12 protein-coding genes and 1 pseudogene are annotated in these 14,996 nt (G+C 38.0%); 5 read left to right on the top strand and 8 right to left on the bottom strand.

Going from position 1 to position 14,996, the window contains the following annotated elements; all coding sequences use genetic code 11:
- Positions 1 to 3 precede the first annotated feature (3 nt).
- Together CHRYMOREF3P_RS09860 and CHRYMOREF3P_RS09855 are read left to right on the top strand one after the other, a co-directional pair.
- Positions 4 to 1,425, top strand: coding sequence for a hypothetical protein (locus CHRYMOREF3P_RS09860; RefSeq protein WP_180564517.1), 1,422 nt, complete (start codon positions 4 to 6; stop codon positions 1,423 to 1,425).
- Between the two features lie 24 nt (positions 1,426 to 1,449).
- Positions 1,450 to 1,905 (top strand): DUF1801 domain-containing protein, encoded by a 456-nt coding sequence (locus CHRYMOREF3P_RS09855; RefSeq protein WP_077419084.1) that lies wholly within the window; start codon positions 1,450 to 1,452, stop codon positions 1,903 to 1,905.
- Positions 1,906 to 2,159: 254 nt separating this feature from the next.
- On the opposite strand, the gene CHRYMOREF3P_RS09850 is transcribed toward CHRYMOREF3P_RS09855, so the two are convergent.
- The 4 genes and pseudogenes from CHRYMOREF3P_RS09850 to CHRYMOREF3P_RS09835 all read right to left on the bottom strand — a co-directional run.
- The gene (locus tag CHRYMOREF3P_RS09850) at positions 2,160 to 3,425 is read right to left on the bottom strand and encodes a TolC family protein (RefSeq protein WP_180564516.1); all 1,266 of its coding nucleotides are present in this window, start codon (positions 3,423 to 3,425) and stop codon (positions 2,160 to 2,162) included.
- On the bottom strand, positions 3,415 to 6,510 hold the full coding sequence (locus CHRYMOREF3P_RS09845) for an efflux RND transporter permease subunit (RefSeq protein ID WP_077419086.1): 3,096 nt from the start codon (positions 6,508 to 6,510) through the stop codon (positions 3,415 to 3,417). The genes CHRYMOREF3P_RS09850 and CHRYMOREF3P_RS09845 overlap by 11 nt, the downstream gene beginning before the upstream one ends.
- Before the next feature lie 26 nt (positions 6,511 to 6,536).
- Positions 6,537 to 7,637 (bottom strand): efflux RND transporter periplasmic adaptor subunit, encoded by a 1,101-nt coding sequence (locus CHRYMOREF3P_RS09840; protein ID WP_180564515.1) that lies wholly within the window; start codon positions 7,635 to 7,637, stop codon positions 6,537 to 6,539.
- 106 nt (positions 7,638 to 7,743) lie between these two features.
- Positions 7,744 to 8,124: pseudogene (locus CHRYMOREF3P_RS09835) on the bottom strand (MgtC/SapB family protein); the annotation flags it as partial.
- A gap of 403 nt (positions 8,125 to 8,527) precedes the next feature.
- Between CHRYMOREF3P_RS09835 and CHRYMOREF3P_RS09830 the strand changes: the two are divergent.
- A complete protein-coding gene (locus CHRYMOREF3P_RS09830; RefSeq protein WP_180564513.1) occupies positions 8,528 to 9,379 on the top strand; it encodes an EamA family transporter in 852 nt (283 codons plus the stop codon).
- A gap of 12 nt (positions 9,380 to 9,391) precedes the next feature.
- On the opposite strand, the gene CHRYMOREF3P_RS09825 is transcribed toward CHRYMOREF3P_RS09830, so the two are convergent.
- Together CHRYMOREF3P_RS09825 and CHRYMOREF3P_RS09820 are read right to left on the bottom strand one after the other, a co-directional pair.
- Positions 9,392 to 10,753: an ATP-binding protein gene (locus tag CHRYMOREF3P_RS09825; protein ID WP_180564512.1), complete on the bottom strand. Its 1,362-nt coding sequence runs from the start codon at positions 10,751 to 10,753 to the stop codon at positions 9,392 to 9,394.
- 27 nt (positions 10,754 to 10,780) lie between these two features.
- Complete coding sequence (locus CHRYMOREF3P_RS09820) at positions 10,781 to 11,485, bottom strand: response regulator transcription factor (protein WP_180564511.1); 705 nt, start codon at positions 11,483 to 11,485, stop codon at positions 10,781 to 10,783.
- Between the two features lie 101 nt (positions 11,486 to 11,586).
- Here CHRYMOREF3P_RS09820 and CHRYMOREF3P_RS09815 point away from each other — a divergent pair, with 101 nt between their 5' ends.
- Positions 11,587 to 12,249, top strand: a complete 663-nt coding sequence (locus CHRYMOREF3P_RS09815) for a YiiX/YebB-like N1pC/P60 family cysteine hydrolase (protein WP_180564510.1) — start codon at positions 11,587 to 11,589, stop codon at positions 12,247 to 12,249.
- Between the two features lie 160 nt (positions 12,250 to 12,409).
- Complete coding sequence (locus CHRYMOREF3P_RS09810) at positions 12,410 to 12,721, top strand: NIL domain-containing protein (RefSeq protein ID WP_047386542.1); 312 nt, start codon at positions 12,410 to 12,412, stop codon at positions 12,719 to 12,721.
- A gap of 269 nt (positions 12,722 to 12,990) precedes the next feature.
- Here the strand turns inward: CHRYMOREF3P_RS09810 and murA are convergent, their stop codons facing one another.
- Both murA and CHRYMOREF3P_RS09800 read right to left on the bottom strand, forming a co-directional pair.
- Complete coding sequence (murA, locus tag CHRYMOREF3P_RS09805; RefSeq protein ID WP_047386545.1) at positions 12,991 to 14,298, bottom strand: UDP-N-acetylglucosamine 1-carboxyvinyltransferase; 1,308 nt, start codon at positions 14,296 to 14,298, stop codon at positions 12,991 to 12,993.
- A complete protein-coding gene (locus CHRYMOREF3P_RS09800; protein WP_077419093.1) occupies positions 14,298 to 14,975 on the bottom strand; it encodes a DUF4290 domain-containing protein in 678 nt (225 codons plus the stop codon). The genes murA and CHRYMOREF3P_RS09800 overlap by 1 nt, the downstream gene beginning before the upstream one ends.
- Between the last annotated feature and the right edge of the window lie 21 nt (positions 14,976 to 14,996).

Below are 14,996 nucleotides of genomic sequence, written 5' to 3'. Positions count from 1 at the left end.
TATATGATTAAACAGATTATTGCTTCGGCATTAATTACAGCTTCTGTGTACGCTTATGCACAGACGAAAGTGACTGAAGGAACAAAATTTACAGTGGATGCCAATCTTGAAACGGATGATAAACTGGTGTTGGCAGATGATTACAATTCTTATATGTTCAGCGCAATCAATATCGACGGGCTGATGAGAAATGTTTTTCCCCACAAGAAATTACTGATGAGAAAACTGGATCAGAACGGAAGTCTTGTAGATACTTATGTGAAAGATTACGCCAACAAAACGAATGGAGTACTTCACAATTATTTGGGATCACAGCAGATAGATGATGATAAGTTTATAGCATTTACAGAAGAGTATTTTGGAAAAGAAAACAGAAAAGAAGTCTTTCAGCATGTTTTCAGCAGAAAAGAAGGTACTTTTACAACAAAGAGTATTGCAAAATACAGTATTGAATCTACCAATAGATCAGGAACTACTTACGTACTTTTCTCAGAAAACGGGAAATATGCAGCCATCTTCAATGACCGGTTTGCCAACAAAAAAACGGATAATGTGAACGATGTTCTGGTAATGGATCTGAGAACCCTTTCTCCGGTTTGGAACAAAGAAATTACATTGAGTAATGATTATGTTGAAAAATCTTTTACATTGACCAACTCAGCGAAAATCGTTGTACTGCGTAAAGCTGCAGGTTGGAAGGAATCTTATAAGCTGGAACTGGTTTCCAACACTGAAGATAAAGACCTTCCATTTGATGATAAATATATCCCTGAGAAACTATATGCATTCAGTAAAAACGATAATGACTATCTGGTAACTTTTGGAAGGAAAAATGCAGCGGTTACTATTGGCGCAAGTACTTTTGGAACGGTAATGTACTATGATATGAAATCTGGAAAAGCGGTCATCAGCAATACCAATTTAGCAGGAAGTAAAGACATGAACGATGTAAAGGTCATCAAAACCATTGTGAAAGGGGATGAAACTTTAATGGCTGTTCAGCAGGAGACTGTGACAAGACCAATGCCTACAACAATGAATCGTTTCCCTGATCCTGTATATTCTCTGGATGCCGGAATGCTGATCAAATTTAATAAAGAAGGGGAAGTAAAGCAATTTGTTGCAGCAGGAACTTCTACAGGAAAAAGAATTCATCTCGTTGAAGCCGGAGACAAACTTTATATTTCTGCTTTCTATCCTAAAGGAGCATTCGGAAACACAGGATTTTCTATGAAAGTTTTTGATTTTGCCAATCTGAAACCTCAGGAAGTAAGCCTTGATTATAAAGGACGAAATTTCTTCCAGAACTATGGTTTTGCAGATGGAAATATGATTCAGTACGTTCCGAATGTAAACAAAATGATGTTCCTTCAAAAGAGTAGTAAAGACGTTCAGATGTTCAGTGTGTACAATTTTATAAAATAATCGTATTTTAGAAAAAATTAAAATATGCAGATTCAGTCAGTTTCCATAGAAGATTATATCTCAAAGATTCCTGAAGAAAGACAGGAGTCTTTTAAAAAGCTTTTTGATACGGTGAATGATAACCTTCCGAAAGGTTTTGAAGAAGCTACGAATTATGGGATGATAGGTTGGGTAGTTCCTTTGGCAACTTTTCCTGCCGGATATCACTGTGCACCGGGAACACCGCTGCCATTCATCAATCTGGCTTCCCAGAAGAATTTTATAGCACTCTATCATATGGGACTGTATTCAAAGCCGGAACTTCTGGATTGGTTCGTAGGAGAATATCCAAAATATTCCAAAAAGAAACTCGATATGGGGAAATCCTGTATCCGCTTCAAAAAAGTGGATGATATTCCTTTTGAACTGATTGCCGAGCTGAGCCGGAAAATGACTCCCGATGACTGGATCGGAATTTATGAATCTCAGTATAAAAGATAAAAAAGAGCCCTTAAATCAAATAGATTTAAGGGCTCTTTTTTATGCTGGAAGCTGGAGGTTTGAAGCTGGAAGTCATATTTGTGTTTTTAGAATCACTGATCGTAAATGCTGGAAGCTGGAAGTTATATTTGTGTTTTAAAGCGACCGATTGTCATTCCTTGATGAGCATTCTGAATATTAAAAAGTTAATAAAATTGATATATAGTTATTCATCGGCTTCCGGAAACTTCCATCATCCAGCTTCCCTCTTCCAGCTAAAAATGTATATCCCAGATCCCAGCCTTCCTTTCAAGTTCGATCAAAGCGGCTGCATTATCTGCAAGGGCCTGGTAATACTCTTTTCTTACGTTGTTATACGTTCTCTGGGCATTCAGAACTTCAAGGATAGAGCTTTCCCCTCTTTTGTAGCTGTAGGTAATTCCTGCCAAAATACTTTGTGCTTCAGAAAGCATTCCGTTATGAAATTGTCTGAGCTGTTTTTGCGTTGCTGTATATTGCTGATAAGCCTGCATTACTTCAGCCTTTATGCCTTGTTCGATCTGTTTGTATTCAACCTCAGCCTGGGAATGTGCCATTTCTGCTATTTTCAATCCTGCATTTCTTCTGTTGGAAAACTTCAAAGGAATACTAATACCCATTTTTACAGCATTTACGGTTGGAGATGGAGCAATTTCATTAGTCGCTTCGGTATGTCGTTCTGCTCCGGCACTGATGCCTAAATCTATCATACGATTGGCTTTTTCCAGATTGATCTGACTTTTGGCAACTTCTGTATTTTGTTTGGCTGCCAATAAATCTGCTCTTTCGTTTAACGCCTGAAGAATCAAATCATCAATACTGAAATCTCTGTTGAAGGCATTAAAATCCCCGGCAACATCTCTTCCTGCTATTTTGCTGTCTCCAAGAAATACTGATAAACTGGTGAGAGCCTGTTCTTCTGCACTTTCAGCCTGATATACTTCATTGAGCAAAGAAGCCGCTTCCAGCTTACTCTGTTTGGACGTAACTAATGATATAGTTCCCAATTTGTAACGGATACTGTCGGATTTTGCCAGCTGCTGCATATTTTCATAAGAATCCTGCTGTACCTCAAGCAAAGCTTTGGATTTTAGAGCATCAATATATCCTAAGCTGGCATCCGCACGGAGATTCCTGAAAAAATCCTGCAATTGTATTTTGCTTAGCTCAGATTGGTTTCTGGCGAGATTAACCCGGGCTTTTCTTTTGCCGCCAAGTTCAAGCGTCCAGCCAATGGAAGCTCCATATACATATCCCATATTCTGCTTCACTCCGTTATTGGAAGTTTCCATTTCCAGTTGAGGATCAGAAAACATATTGGCAGTCTGGATGGAAGCTTCAGCCATACTTACATTGTATTTCTGGGAAGCATATCCAAGATTTTTATTTCCAACAAGACTCAGGTAGTCTTCAAATTGTAAAAGTTCTTTTTCCTGTGCCTTCATACCTGTTATACTCAACAATACTACAGATAATATGATAATATGAACTTTAATTTTCATCTGATTCTAAATTTTGTTTTTCATTACGTCGTTCAGCCATAAAATAAATAGCCGGAAGCACGAATAGTGTTAAAATAGTAGAGAACATCAACCCATAGACAATTACTGTTGCCAGTGGACGTTGTACATCAGAACCGATTCCTGTAGCCAATGAGGCAGGGAATAATCCGATTACTGCAACCGTTGCCGTCATCAGTACAGGTCTGAAGCGGTCTTTTGCTCCTTTGATGGCAGCTTGTTTCAGCTCATATCCTTTCTTACGCAGATCGTTGATATGAGAAATCATAATGACTCCGTTCTGAATGGCAACTCCGAAGAGTGCGATGAATCCTACTGCAGAAGACACATTCAGAGACATTCCCCGGATATTGAGTGCCAGCATTCCGCCAAATAAAGCTAACGGAACAATTGACATCAGAACCAAAGCCTGTCTGAAATCTCCAAATGCACCATACAGCAACAAAAACATAATTGCCAATGCCAGCGGGACAATAAATGCTAACCTTGAATACGCTCTGTTTTGATTTTCAAACTGCCCACCCCATTTGATCTGGTATTTCTCATGATCATATTTGATGTCTTTTTCAATTTTATCCTGTGCTTTTTTCAGGAAAGAAGAAAGATCGGTACCTCTTAAATTCAGTTTTACGGTAAGGTGGCGTTTGTTCATTTCTCTGGTAATGGTACTTTCACCTGTACTTAATTTTACTTCTGCCACCTGAGAAAGTGGAATTTTCGCTCCGGAAGCTGAGGTCAGCATTAGGTTTCCTATTTTGTCAGGAGTGTCACGGCTGTCTTCCGTATAACGGCAGGAAATATCATATACTTTATTACCAATAAAGATCTGGGAAATTGCTTTTCCTCCCAATGCCACTTCAATAAGGTCGGCAACATCTGCTACATTCAGTCCATACTGAGCAATCTTGTCTCTGTCTGCAATAATCTGCAGCTGAGGTAATGGTGGTTCCTGATCAATGGCAAGATCTGCTGAACCCGGAATTGTATTTAGGGTTGATAATACATTTTCTGCAATACGCCTTGTTTCCTTAAAATCTTCTCCATACACCTTTACCACCAGTTCACTATGAGCCCCTGAGATTTTATCCATTACTCCGTCAATCATAGGTTGTGAAAAACCTACGGTGAATCCCGGCATATTTTTATAATCTGCTGCCAATTCTTTGATGAGATCTGCTTTTGTTTTCCCGGCCGGCCATTCGCTGTAAGGTTTTATCCCGATAGAGACTTCAAAGTGTGAGGCAGTCCACGGATCTGTACCATCATCATTACGGCCTGCCTGAATCATCATATAAGTAATTTCAGGATGTTTCAGAGTACGGACACGCAGCGTATCACTCATTTCTTTTGATTGGGCTAAAGAAATTCCGGGAGGTAACTGTACCTGCAGCCATATAGAGCCTTCATCCAGTTCGGGAAGAAAGTCTTTTCCTACATGATAGGAGAGGATTCCGGCAGATACGAGAACAATCATAATAGGGATGATAACTCTTTTAGGAGTCTGCATTATTTTTTCAATGCTCTTTCCATAAGCAGTGCTTAGTTTTTCCAGCCATTTATTGTGATAAATCTTCTGTGGTTTTCGATAGATCACGTAAGCCAATCCAGGGATCAGAAGCAAGGCTACAGCAAGTGCTCCCAATAGGGCATATCCAACAGTAAAAGCCATAGGGGTAAATAATTTTTTTTCTACTCTTTCAAACGCAAACAAAGGCAGATAGGCAGTAATGATAATAATGGTTGAAAAGAAAATAGGCTTTGCTACTTCAATTACTCTTTGGGTGATTGTTTTTTCTTCCAGTACTTCTTCCGGGTTTTCTTCTCTTTTCCTCAGAATGGTTTCCAGCATAACGATTGCTCCGTCTACAATGATCCCAAAATCAATGGCTCCCAGTGAAAGAAGGTTGGCAGGAATATTCGTAAAATGCATCAGTATAAAAGCAAATAATAAAGAAAGCGGAATAGTTATCGCCACCAGTAATGCTCCCCGCCAGCTTCCAAGAAATACAATCAGTACGATAATAACCAATACAATTCCTTCAGTAAGCGTATGAGAAACTGTAGTGAGTGTTGTTTTTACAAGGTCTGTTCTGTCCAGAAAAGGATGAATCTTTACTCCGGGTGGCAGTGTTTCGTTATTCAGTTCTTCGATCGCTTCATGTACTCCTTCCAACACCTGTGAAGGATTTTGCCCTCTTAATAAAAGGACAATACCTTCTACGCTTTCAGAATAATTACGTTTTTGGTCTGTGTAGCCCAGAATTCCTTTTCTTTCCAGGTTTCCGTATTTTAATGTTCCTACATCATTCAAAAAAACAGGAACGCCATTTTGGGTTTTGACTACAATTTTTCCAAGATCATTTAAGTCTTTTACCAAACCTATTCCGCGGATGACATAAGCGAGGTTTCCGCGGGAAAGCATACTCCCTCCGGCACTCACATTGTTTTTGGAGATTGTTTCGGTAACTTCTGACAGAGATAATCCGTATTGTTCAAGCTTATGGGGATCAAGTTCGATCTGGAACTGCGTGGTAATTCCTCCAAAATTGGTAACATCAGCAATTCCTGAAATCTGTTTAATGCGTGGGATGATCACAAATTTTTGTAAATCCGTCAATTCCCGCAGACTGTGGTTGTTACTTTCGATTATGTAACGGTATACTTCTCCAATGGGAGAGGTGAGGGGATCTAACCCTGGTTGTGCATCGTAAGGAAGCTCTACATCCGTCAGTCTTTCCTGAATACGCTGTCTTGCCCAGTAATCGTCTATCCCATCATCGAAAACCATTGTAATAATGGACAGTCCAAAAGTACTTTTGCTTCTCATCACATGCATTCCGGGAAGTCCGTTCAGAGATCTTTCCAAAGGAATGGTGATTTGCTGTTCTACTTCTTCAGCGGCCAGTCCCGGAACCTGTGTTACCACCTGCGAGGTTACATCAGCAATATCAGGATAGGCTTCTATGGATAGTCTGGTCCAGGAATAATACCCGAAGAATCCCAGTAAAAGAAAGAGAGCAAGCATCAGCCATCTCTTCTGTATAGAGATTGTTAATAATTTCTTCATAGTTTTTGATTTCGCATCATTTTACATTATTTTGCATCCAGCATATAAATTCCCCCTTCAGTCATGATGGTTTCTCCGGGTTTTAACCCTGAAGTGATTCTTACTGTTTTCTGATCAGTCTCTCCTGTTGTCACTGAACGTTTTACATATTGACTCTTGCCTGTTTTTACCCATACATATTGGAAGTTATCCTGCTGCATCAAAGCGGTTACGGGAATCATCACTGCTTTTGCAGGAGTCGTGGAGAAGTTGACCGTAGCATACATGCCTGGTTTTAATTTTCTGTCTGGATTATCACATTCAATAAGGACTTTTATACTTCGGGTATCTTCATCTACAATTTCATTGATGTGATATACTTTTCCGGTAATATTTCTGTCCGGATACGCACTTACTTTTACAGAAACCTGATCTCCGGTATTCACAAAGCGGATGTCCTTTTCTTTTACATCACCGGAAATCCAGACTTTGGATAATTCTGCAATGATCATTACCGGATCAGCATCTCCTTTCAGATATTGGCCGTTTACAATTTTGTTGGAAATGATCTCTCCGCTGATGGGAGCTCTTACAATAAGAGGACTTCCTATACCTCCACCTTTACTGTTATAGACTTTCAAGGCAGAAGAAGCATTGGAGAGGGATGTTTTTCTATTTTTAAAATCCGTTTCCGCTTCATCCAGCTCCTTCTGAATACCTACGCCATGTTTTACGAGATCCTGCTGGCGTCTGTGATTTTTTTCGGCAAGCTGTACATCATTCAGGGCATCCGTATAATCTTTTTGAACCGAAAAATAATCTGAAGAAAGAATCTCAAAAAGAGGACTTCCGGCAGAAATATGTTGTCCAAGCTGAATAAATGATTTTGTAATTCTTCCGGAAAAGGGACTGGCAATTTCTGCATAATGATTAGGAATTGCCTGAATAGTTCCCGCTGAAATTACCCCATCGCTGTGTTCCTGTTCGGTAACAACCTGTGTTTTAATTTTTTTGAAAACGGGATTGTTTTCCGGAACAGTTACCTGGTTACCTTTTATCATTATTTCCGGTTCTTTATTTTGTTGAGGTGTATTGTCTTTACAAGAGGCTGCAAAGAGAATAATACTACTTAAGATTATCTTTTTCATGATCTTAATACAATTGAGTGCTGTTACTGATTTTTACTTTTTTGTTGTTATTTTTCTTGGTACTGAACCATTTTTTGCTCCTTGCTTCTTTATGAGAAGAGAGAGTAGGTCTAAGGAATATATTGGTAGAGACAATAAAGAAAACTGTGATGAGGGCTTCTGCAGGATATCCCAGTGCACATAATGCGCCTATGGCCGCAGAACACCATAATGTGGCTGCTGTATTTAATCCTCTTACGGTAAGGCCGTCTTTCATGATAACGCCGCCGCCCAGGAAACCGATTCCGCTGACAATATAAGAGGTGATTCTTCCGGCTGCATCGCCACCAATTCTGATGGCAATCAATACGAATGCTGCAGAGCCAATGCAAACCAAAGTATTGGTTCTGAGTCCTGCATTTTTTTTTCGCCACTGTCTTTCAAAACCTATACCGGTACCCAGGCAGAATGCAGTCAGTAAACGAAGGGTAAATTCAAATGTATTCATAACTTTTCCTTTTTTTATAAAGCGTTGCAGCTGTACGGGAAAAGTGAGTACAACTAAAGCTTTAAGATTGATAACTACTGTAAGGATCTGAGTCCATATGCTTTATTTTTTACTGTGCAAAAGTAGAAAAGCCTGCCTTTTTTTACCGTTAGAAAAGCTTTAGAATGTTATTAGAAAATCATTAGAGAAAATCATTTCTGCTTTTTTAAGTTGCTCCTGAAAGAGTCAATTATTGATTAGACCCTATTAATAAGAGTAAACTGTACCCATTGTAAAAGATAAAATTTCAATACATTTGGGGCAGGCAGTTTTACATGATGAATTTCACGATTTATCATGTAAATAAAAGTGTGTTTAATCGCGGAAATTTCTTTCCAAAATCTTTTGAATTATATATTTAGAAATGAAAAAATCAAACATAGCGATACCCGCTACATTGTTAGCGATCATATGTGTACAGGGAGGAGCTTCCATTGCCAAGCAGCTTTTTCCTGCCATTGGAGCTATTGGAACGGTTACTTTAAGAATTGTACTTTCAGCTGTTTTGCTTACGTTGATTAACCGTCCGAAATTTTTGCAGTTTGACAGACAAAAATGGAAATACTGTGCGATATACGGAATAGGTTTGGCAGCGATGAATCTTATTTTTTATATGGCGATTCAAAGAATTCCTTTGGGGCTGGCGGTTACTGTGGAATTTGCGGGACCTTTATTTCTTGCATTAGCTTTGTCCCGTAAACTGCTGGATGTTGTCTGGGCTTTGCTGGCCTGTGTGGGAATCCTGCTGATTGTTCCGTGGCAGAATGATCATGTTGATTTGGTAGGACTTGGGCTTGCCTTTCTTGCAGGGATGTTCTGGGCTCTTTATATCATAATGGGTGGAAAGGTTTCGAAAATAATGGACGGAAAAGATGCCGTGACTACCGGAATGATATTTGCGAGTATGGTGATTATTCCTTTTACAATATGGGATGGTGCGGTTTTCAATCTTACTCCGGCTATTTTTGTAAAAGGGCTTGGGGTTGCTATCCTTTCAAGTGCTTTGCCATTTTCATTAGAGATGATGGCTTTGAAGAGACTTCCTGCAAAAACTTTCAGTATTCTGATGAGTCTGGAACCTGCATTTGCAGCGCTTTCAGGATTGGTTTTTCTTGCTGAAGAATTATCTTTTTTACAGTGGATTTCTATTACCTGTGTAATTGCAGCCAGTATTGGAACTACAGTTTTCAATAAAAAATCTCTTTCTCACGAATAAGCAATAGAGAAATTAAATGATATCAAATATCACGGTAAAAATAGTATCATTATGATCTGATACGACTGTAATTTTTGCGTGGTGAAGGAGAATAATTTTCTCAGTAAGGAAAAGCCCTATTCCATGTCCTTTCTCCGGTTTGGGTATTTCGCTTCTGTAAAAAGGTTTAAAAATATGTTCTAAATCTTCGCTAGGAATCATGTTTCCTTTGTTGGTAAAACTAATCAAAAGGATTTTCGCATTGCTTTTGACATCTATTGAACATATGTGTTCTGGTGAATATTTACAGGCGTTGTCAATAAGATTATTAAAAGCGACCTGCAGAAGATATTCATTTCCCTGGATGACCAGTTGATGCTCTTCTAACGACTCATCTATATTTAATGAAACTTTATATCCTGAATTTTCTTTTATGATTTTGGTGTAAGATTCCAGAAGAACCTCATCAAGACGAACTTCGGAAAAACTGATTTCGTTAGGGTCATAACTGGCTTTAGCGAGATCCATCAAACTGTTGGAAAGTTTTACCATATTTCGTGCATCTTCAAGCGCATATTGAATGGTTTCCTGATATTCTTCTTTGGTTTTATCTTTTTCAGAAGCCAGTTCCAGTTCGGTAATAATAGCAGCCAAAGGTGTTCTCAGTTCATGGGAAATGTTGGATACGAAATGCTTTTGTGAATCAAAAGAGTTCTCAAGTCTTTCCAGCATTCCGTTGAAGTTTTGAGCAAGTTCATTAAGTTCGTCTTTCTCTTTTGTTGTTTTAAGCCTTAATTGTAGTTTTCCGGCCGTGATTTTTTTAATCTGAGTGACCATTTCACTGAGCGGATTCAATGCTTTTTTGGAAAGAAATATTCCGGCCAGATAAATTAATATTAAAATACTGAAGAAAGAGATAATGCTGATGGTAAGAAGATGAGTGAGATATTCATATCCATATTGATCATAAGCTGCAGCGGTTACCGCATAAGTTTTTCCCTCATAATGATATACCATTCCGATCACCTGCAAATCGTTTAAAAAGAAATTGATTCTCTTTTTCTGGAATATCTGGGAAAGCATTTCCGGGGTTTCCTTTACATAATCCACTTTGGCATCATCATGATAAACGAGCTGCTTATTAATATCATAAATCGCTACCTGAACTTCATTTAGGGTTCTGGTATTGTTTTTATAAAGTTTGTGCATTTCCTGCTCCGGCAGTGAACTTCGGAAAAACAGATCTGCTTTGGCAATCGCTTCATTTTGAAGCTCACTGTAAAAAGATTTTTCTCTGGCTTCTTTGGATGAATAATAAATCGAAACGCTGTAAACACTTAAAAGCATTGCAGTGATTAAAGTAAAAAGCAGCGTAAGTCGGGTTCTTATTTTCATCCTGATATTTTTAGTTTATCTCAGTGATTACTGCACAAAGCCTGATTCATAGTCTTTTTTCAGGATAAATCCCATGCCGGCTTTGGTGTGGATCAGCTTAACTTCAAAATCTTTATCAATTTTTTTTCGGAGATAATTAATGTATACATCAATAAAATTCGTTCCTGTGTCAAAGTGGGTTTCCCACACTTTTTCTGCAATTTCACTTCGGGGAAGAACCCTTTCCGAATTTTCCAGCATGAATTTTAAGAGGTTAAATTCTTTCGGAGTCAGTTTTATTGGAGTATGATCTCTGCGCACCGTTTTCTGCTCCAGATTCATTTCAATTCCTTCATAGGTAAGAACAGACACTTTTTGCTGTCTCTGTTGTGAAAAGCGTTTCAGAAGTACTTTGATCCTTGCTGTCAGTTCGCGCATTTCAAAAGGTTTGGTAAGATAATCATCGGCTCCGGCATCAAATCCCTCCAGCTTGTCATCAGTAGTTCCCAGTGCAGTCAGCATAATTACAGGAAGATTCGGTTGTAATGCTTTGATTTCATTACAGAATTCAAGTCCGTTTTTTTTAGGCAGGACAATATCTGTGACTACCAGATCAAAATTGGTCTGCAAAGCCAGTTTCAAACCTATGATTCCGTCATATGCTACGGTTACCTCAAATTCAGCTTCCTGAAATCCTTTTGCAATCAGTTTTGAAAGTCTGTCATCATCTTCAACTAATAAAATATGTGGCATAAGAATCTGTGAAATGTTTGGGTTGATGTGAAGAATAGATCAATATTCCCACAAATGTAATGATTTCTATTTTGTAATTTTGGCACCGAAAGTATAATCAAATGTCTGAATTTAGAATTAAAAAAAGAAAAAATACTGTTGTTGGGTTTTTGTTCTGTCTGATGTTATTATTGATACAGTGCAAAAATACTTATTCCGGTAATGTACTGCTCAAAAATGGAGATCTGCTTTTCGTAACGGCTAAAGAATCGGGGCTTTCCGGTGCTATTAATAATGTGACTCAAAAACAAAAAATAGCTTCATTTGATCACATAGGAATTCTGGAAAAAGATGGTAACAAAATGTTTGTTTTGCATGCTGCGCCAAAAGGAGGTTCTCAGAAACAGGATCTGAAAGATTTTATCAAAGACCAGAAAGAAGATGGGCAGGAGGTAATTGTTTATCGTTTGAAGACCGAATACCAGAAAATAATTCCTGAAGCTGTTGAAAAAGCGAATTCTATGCTTGGAAAACCTTATAACTTCAATTACATCCTGGATGAAAATTCATATTACTGTTCAGATTTCGTTGAAAGAGCTTTTAGGGCAGAAAATATTTTCAAACTGGAGCCCATGACATTCATTGATCCTAAAACAGGAAAAACGAATGCATTCTGGGAAGAATTTTATACCAGGAAAAATCTGAAGATCCCTGAAGGAGAGCCTGGTTGTAACCCCAATGGACTTGCTGGTTCTGATAGATTAGAACGAGTAGGGAGTTATTAAAATATTGAGAGAAGCTGAAGAGGCTTCTTTTTTTTTATGTTAAAATTTAAAAAACATTAGTCTACTAATTTGGTGGACTAATGTTTTTTTATATTTTTGTCACAGATTTAAATGCAGAACGCAATATGATCTTAGAAGTTTAACCAAAAAATGTTTAGCGATGATTACACCTAATCCGGGCCTGCAGGTTTTACAAAATAAAATTAATCTGCCTAAAAAAGAATTGTTATTGGAAATAGAGTTGAATGGCAAAATGAAATTTGAACATTTAATGAATACCATCTACAATCAATTTGGGATCTGTCATAGAGTGCTATCCGCTAATGTAGAGTATGTGAACGGATATAGTTTTGGTTCAGTGCAGTTATATATTAATGTCAGTTCAGAAGATTTTCAGCAGCTTGAAATCTATCTGAATAAAAATAAACTTATGAATACGACGGTGGAGTATATCTGCAGAAAGTATTTTTAAGTGAGATTCATATAGTTTTAATTACTCAAAGTGTCCGGTACTTTTACCGGACACTTTTTATTTTTTATTAAAAGCAGATATAAAAAAACAATAATTAATCGGTACAGAATTGAGGTTGCCTCAAAAGTGTCATTCTGAACGAGATGAAATGTAGTGAAGAATCTCATGTATTTGACTGATAATAAGATTCTTCCTTCGTCAGAATGACAAAAGTCAAACAAAAAAGCGCTCAGATTACTCTGAACGCTTCCATATTAAATAAAATAATTTTAAATTCTTTCGATATCAGCACCAATTGCTTTCAGCCTTCCATCGATATTTTCATATCCTCTGTCGATTTGTTCGATATTATGGATAATAGATTTTCCTTCTGCAGAAAGTGCTGCAATAAGAAGTGCATTTCCGGCTCTGATATCCGGGGAAACCATCGTTGTGCCTCTTAGAGGAGCTTCCTGGTTCAATCCGATTACCGTTGCTCTGTGTGGATCACATAAAATGATCTGAGCTCCCATGTCAATTAATTTATCAACAAAGAATAATCTGGATTCAAACATTTTCTGATGAACCAGAATACTTCCTTTTGCCTGAGTAGCTACCACTAAAATAATAGATAATAAATCCGGCGTAAATCCTGGCCAGGGAGCATCTGAAATAGTAAGGATAGACCCGTCAATAAATTTCTGAATTTTATAATGTTCCTGAGCAGGAATATAGATGTCATCACCACTTTGCTCAAGTTCGATTCCTAATTTCCTGAATGTATTTGGGATGACACCAAGCTGGTTCCAGTTTACATTTTTGATGGTAATTTCAGATTTCGTCATGGCCGCAAGACCAATCCAGGATCCGATTTCTACCATATCCGGAAGCATTGTATGCTCCGTTCCTCTCAGATAATCTACTCCTTCAATAGTAAGAAGGTTAGATCCGATTCCTGAGATATTGGCTCCCATTCTGTTCAGCATTTTACACAATTGCTGAAGATAAGGTTCGCATGCCGCGTTGTAGATTCTTGTTTTTCCTTTTGCCAGAGCTGCTGCCATTACAATATTAGCAGTTCCGGTAACAGAAGCTTCTTCCAATAAGATGAATTTTCCTCTTAATTCTTTAGCTTTTAAAGAATAGAAATATTCCTCTTCATCATAATTGAATTCAGCACCCAGTTCAACCAGCCCCTGGAAGTGAGTATCCAGTCTTCTTCTTCCGATTTTGTCACCTCCCGGAGTCGGCATATAAGCTTCTCCATAGCGGGCAAGCATCGGGCCCATCAGCATAATAGATCCACGCAGTTTTGCGCCGTCTTTTTTGAACTCGTTAGATTTTATATAATCAAAATTTACCTGATCAGCCTTGAAAGTATAATCTCCCTGTCCGTTTTTAGTAATTTTTACTCCAAAATCTCCAAGAATTTCAATCAGTCTGTTTACATCATGAATATCCGGAATATTTTTGATTCTTACTTCTTCGTCCGTAAGGAGAACCGCACATAAAATTTGTAGAGCCTCATTCTTGGCTCCTTGTGGAGTTATTTCGCCCTGCAGTCTTTTTCCTCCTCTTATCTGAAATGTTCCACTCATTACTTCCTGTTTTTATGATTGTTGTTGTTATGCCTTCTCTTGTTAGGCTGGTTATTGTTCTTATTATTGCTGTTGTTGCTGTTCCTATTGTTGTTATTGTTATTATTTCGGTTGTTGTTATTGCTGGTGTAATAGATTTTACTTTTTTCAAGTGAATCTATTCCCGTAAGGTCCAACCTGTTTTCAGACAGTTCTTTCAGGTGGCGGAAGATAACATCGTCCGTCACATGTTCTTTATTATAGACATTATAAGACTTCTTCATATTGTTGGCAATCACTTCGATAAGGGCCTCTTTTTCATCACCAGATTCCAGTTCGATTGCTTTTTCTATCAATTGAAGAATACTCTTTCCGTAAAACTTAAAGTCACCTTGAAGTTTTGGATATTCCATTCTTTTAGGTTTTTCTGCCAATTGTTCCGGAGTTGGGAACGGATAAGGAGAGTCTACGTCCAGATCATGATTAGCAAGAATAAAAAGATGGTCCCAAAGTTTATGTTTATAATTTTCCTCGTCGCGAAGTTGTGGGTTTCTCTGACCCATAAAATCGATGATTGCCATAGCCATTTCATTCCTTTCCTCTTTGGTAGGAAGTTCTTTGCAGCGCTCAACCAACTGTTGTATTATTCTGCCATATTCCGGCATATTAAGCTGAGTTTTTTGGGTATTGTATTCCATAGTATGCAAATATATGGATTA

The organism is Chryseobacterium sp. JV274, from assembly GCF_903969135.1.
In the GTDB taxonomy this organism is placed as follows: domain Bacteria; phylum Bacteroidota; class Bacteroidia; order Flavobacteriales; family Weeksellaceae; genus Chryseobacterium.
The sequence above is the reverse complement of the archived record's forward strand: the minus strand, read 5'-3'. Positions and strand labels throughout refer to the sequence as shown.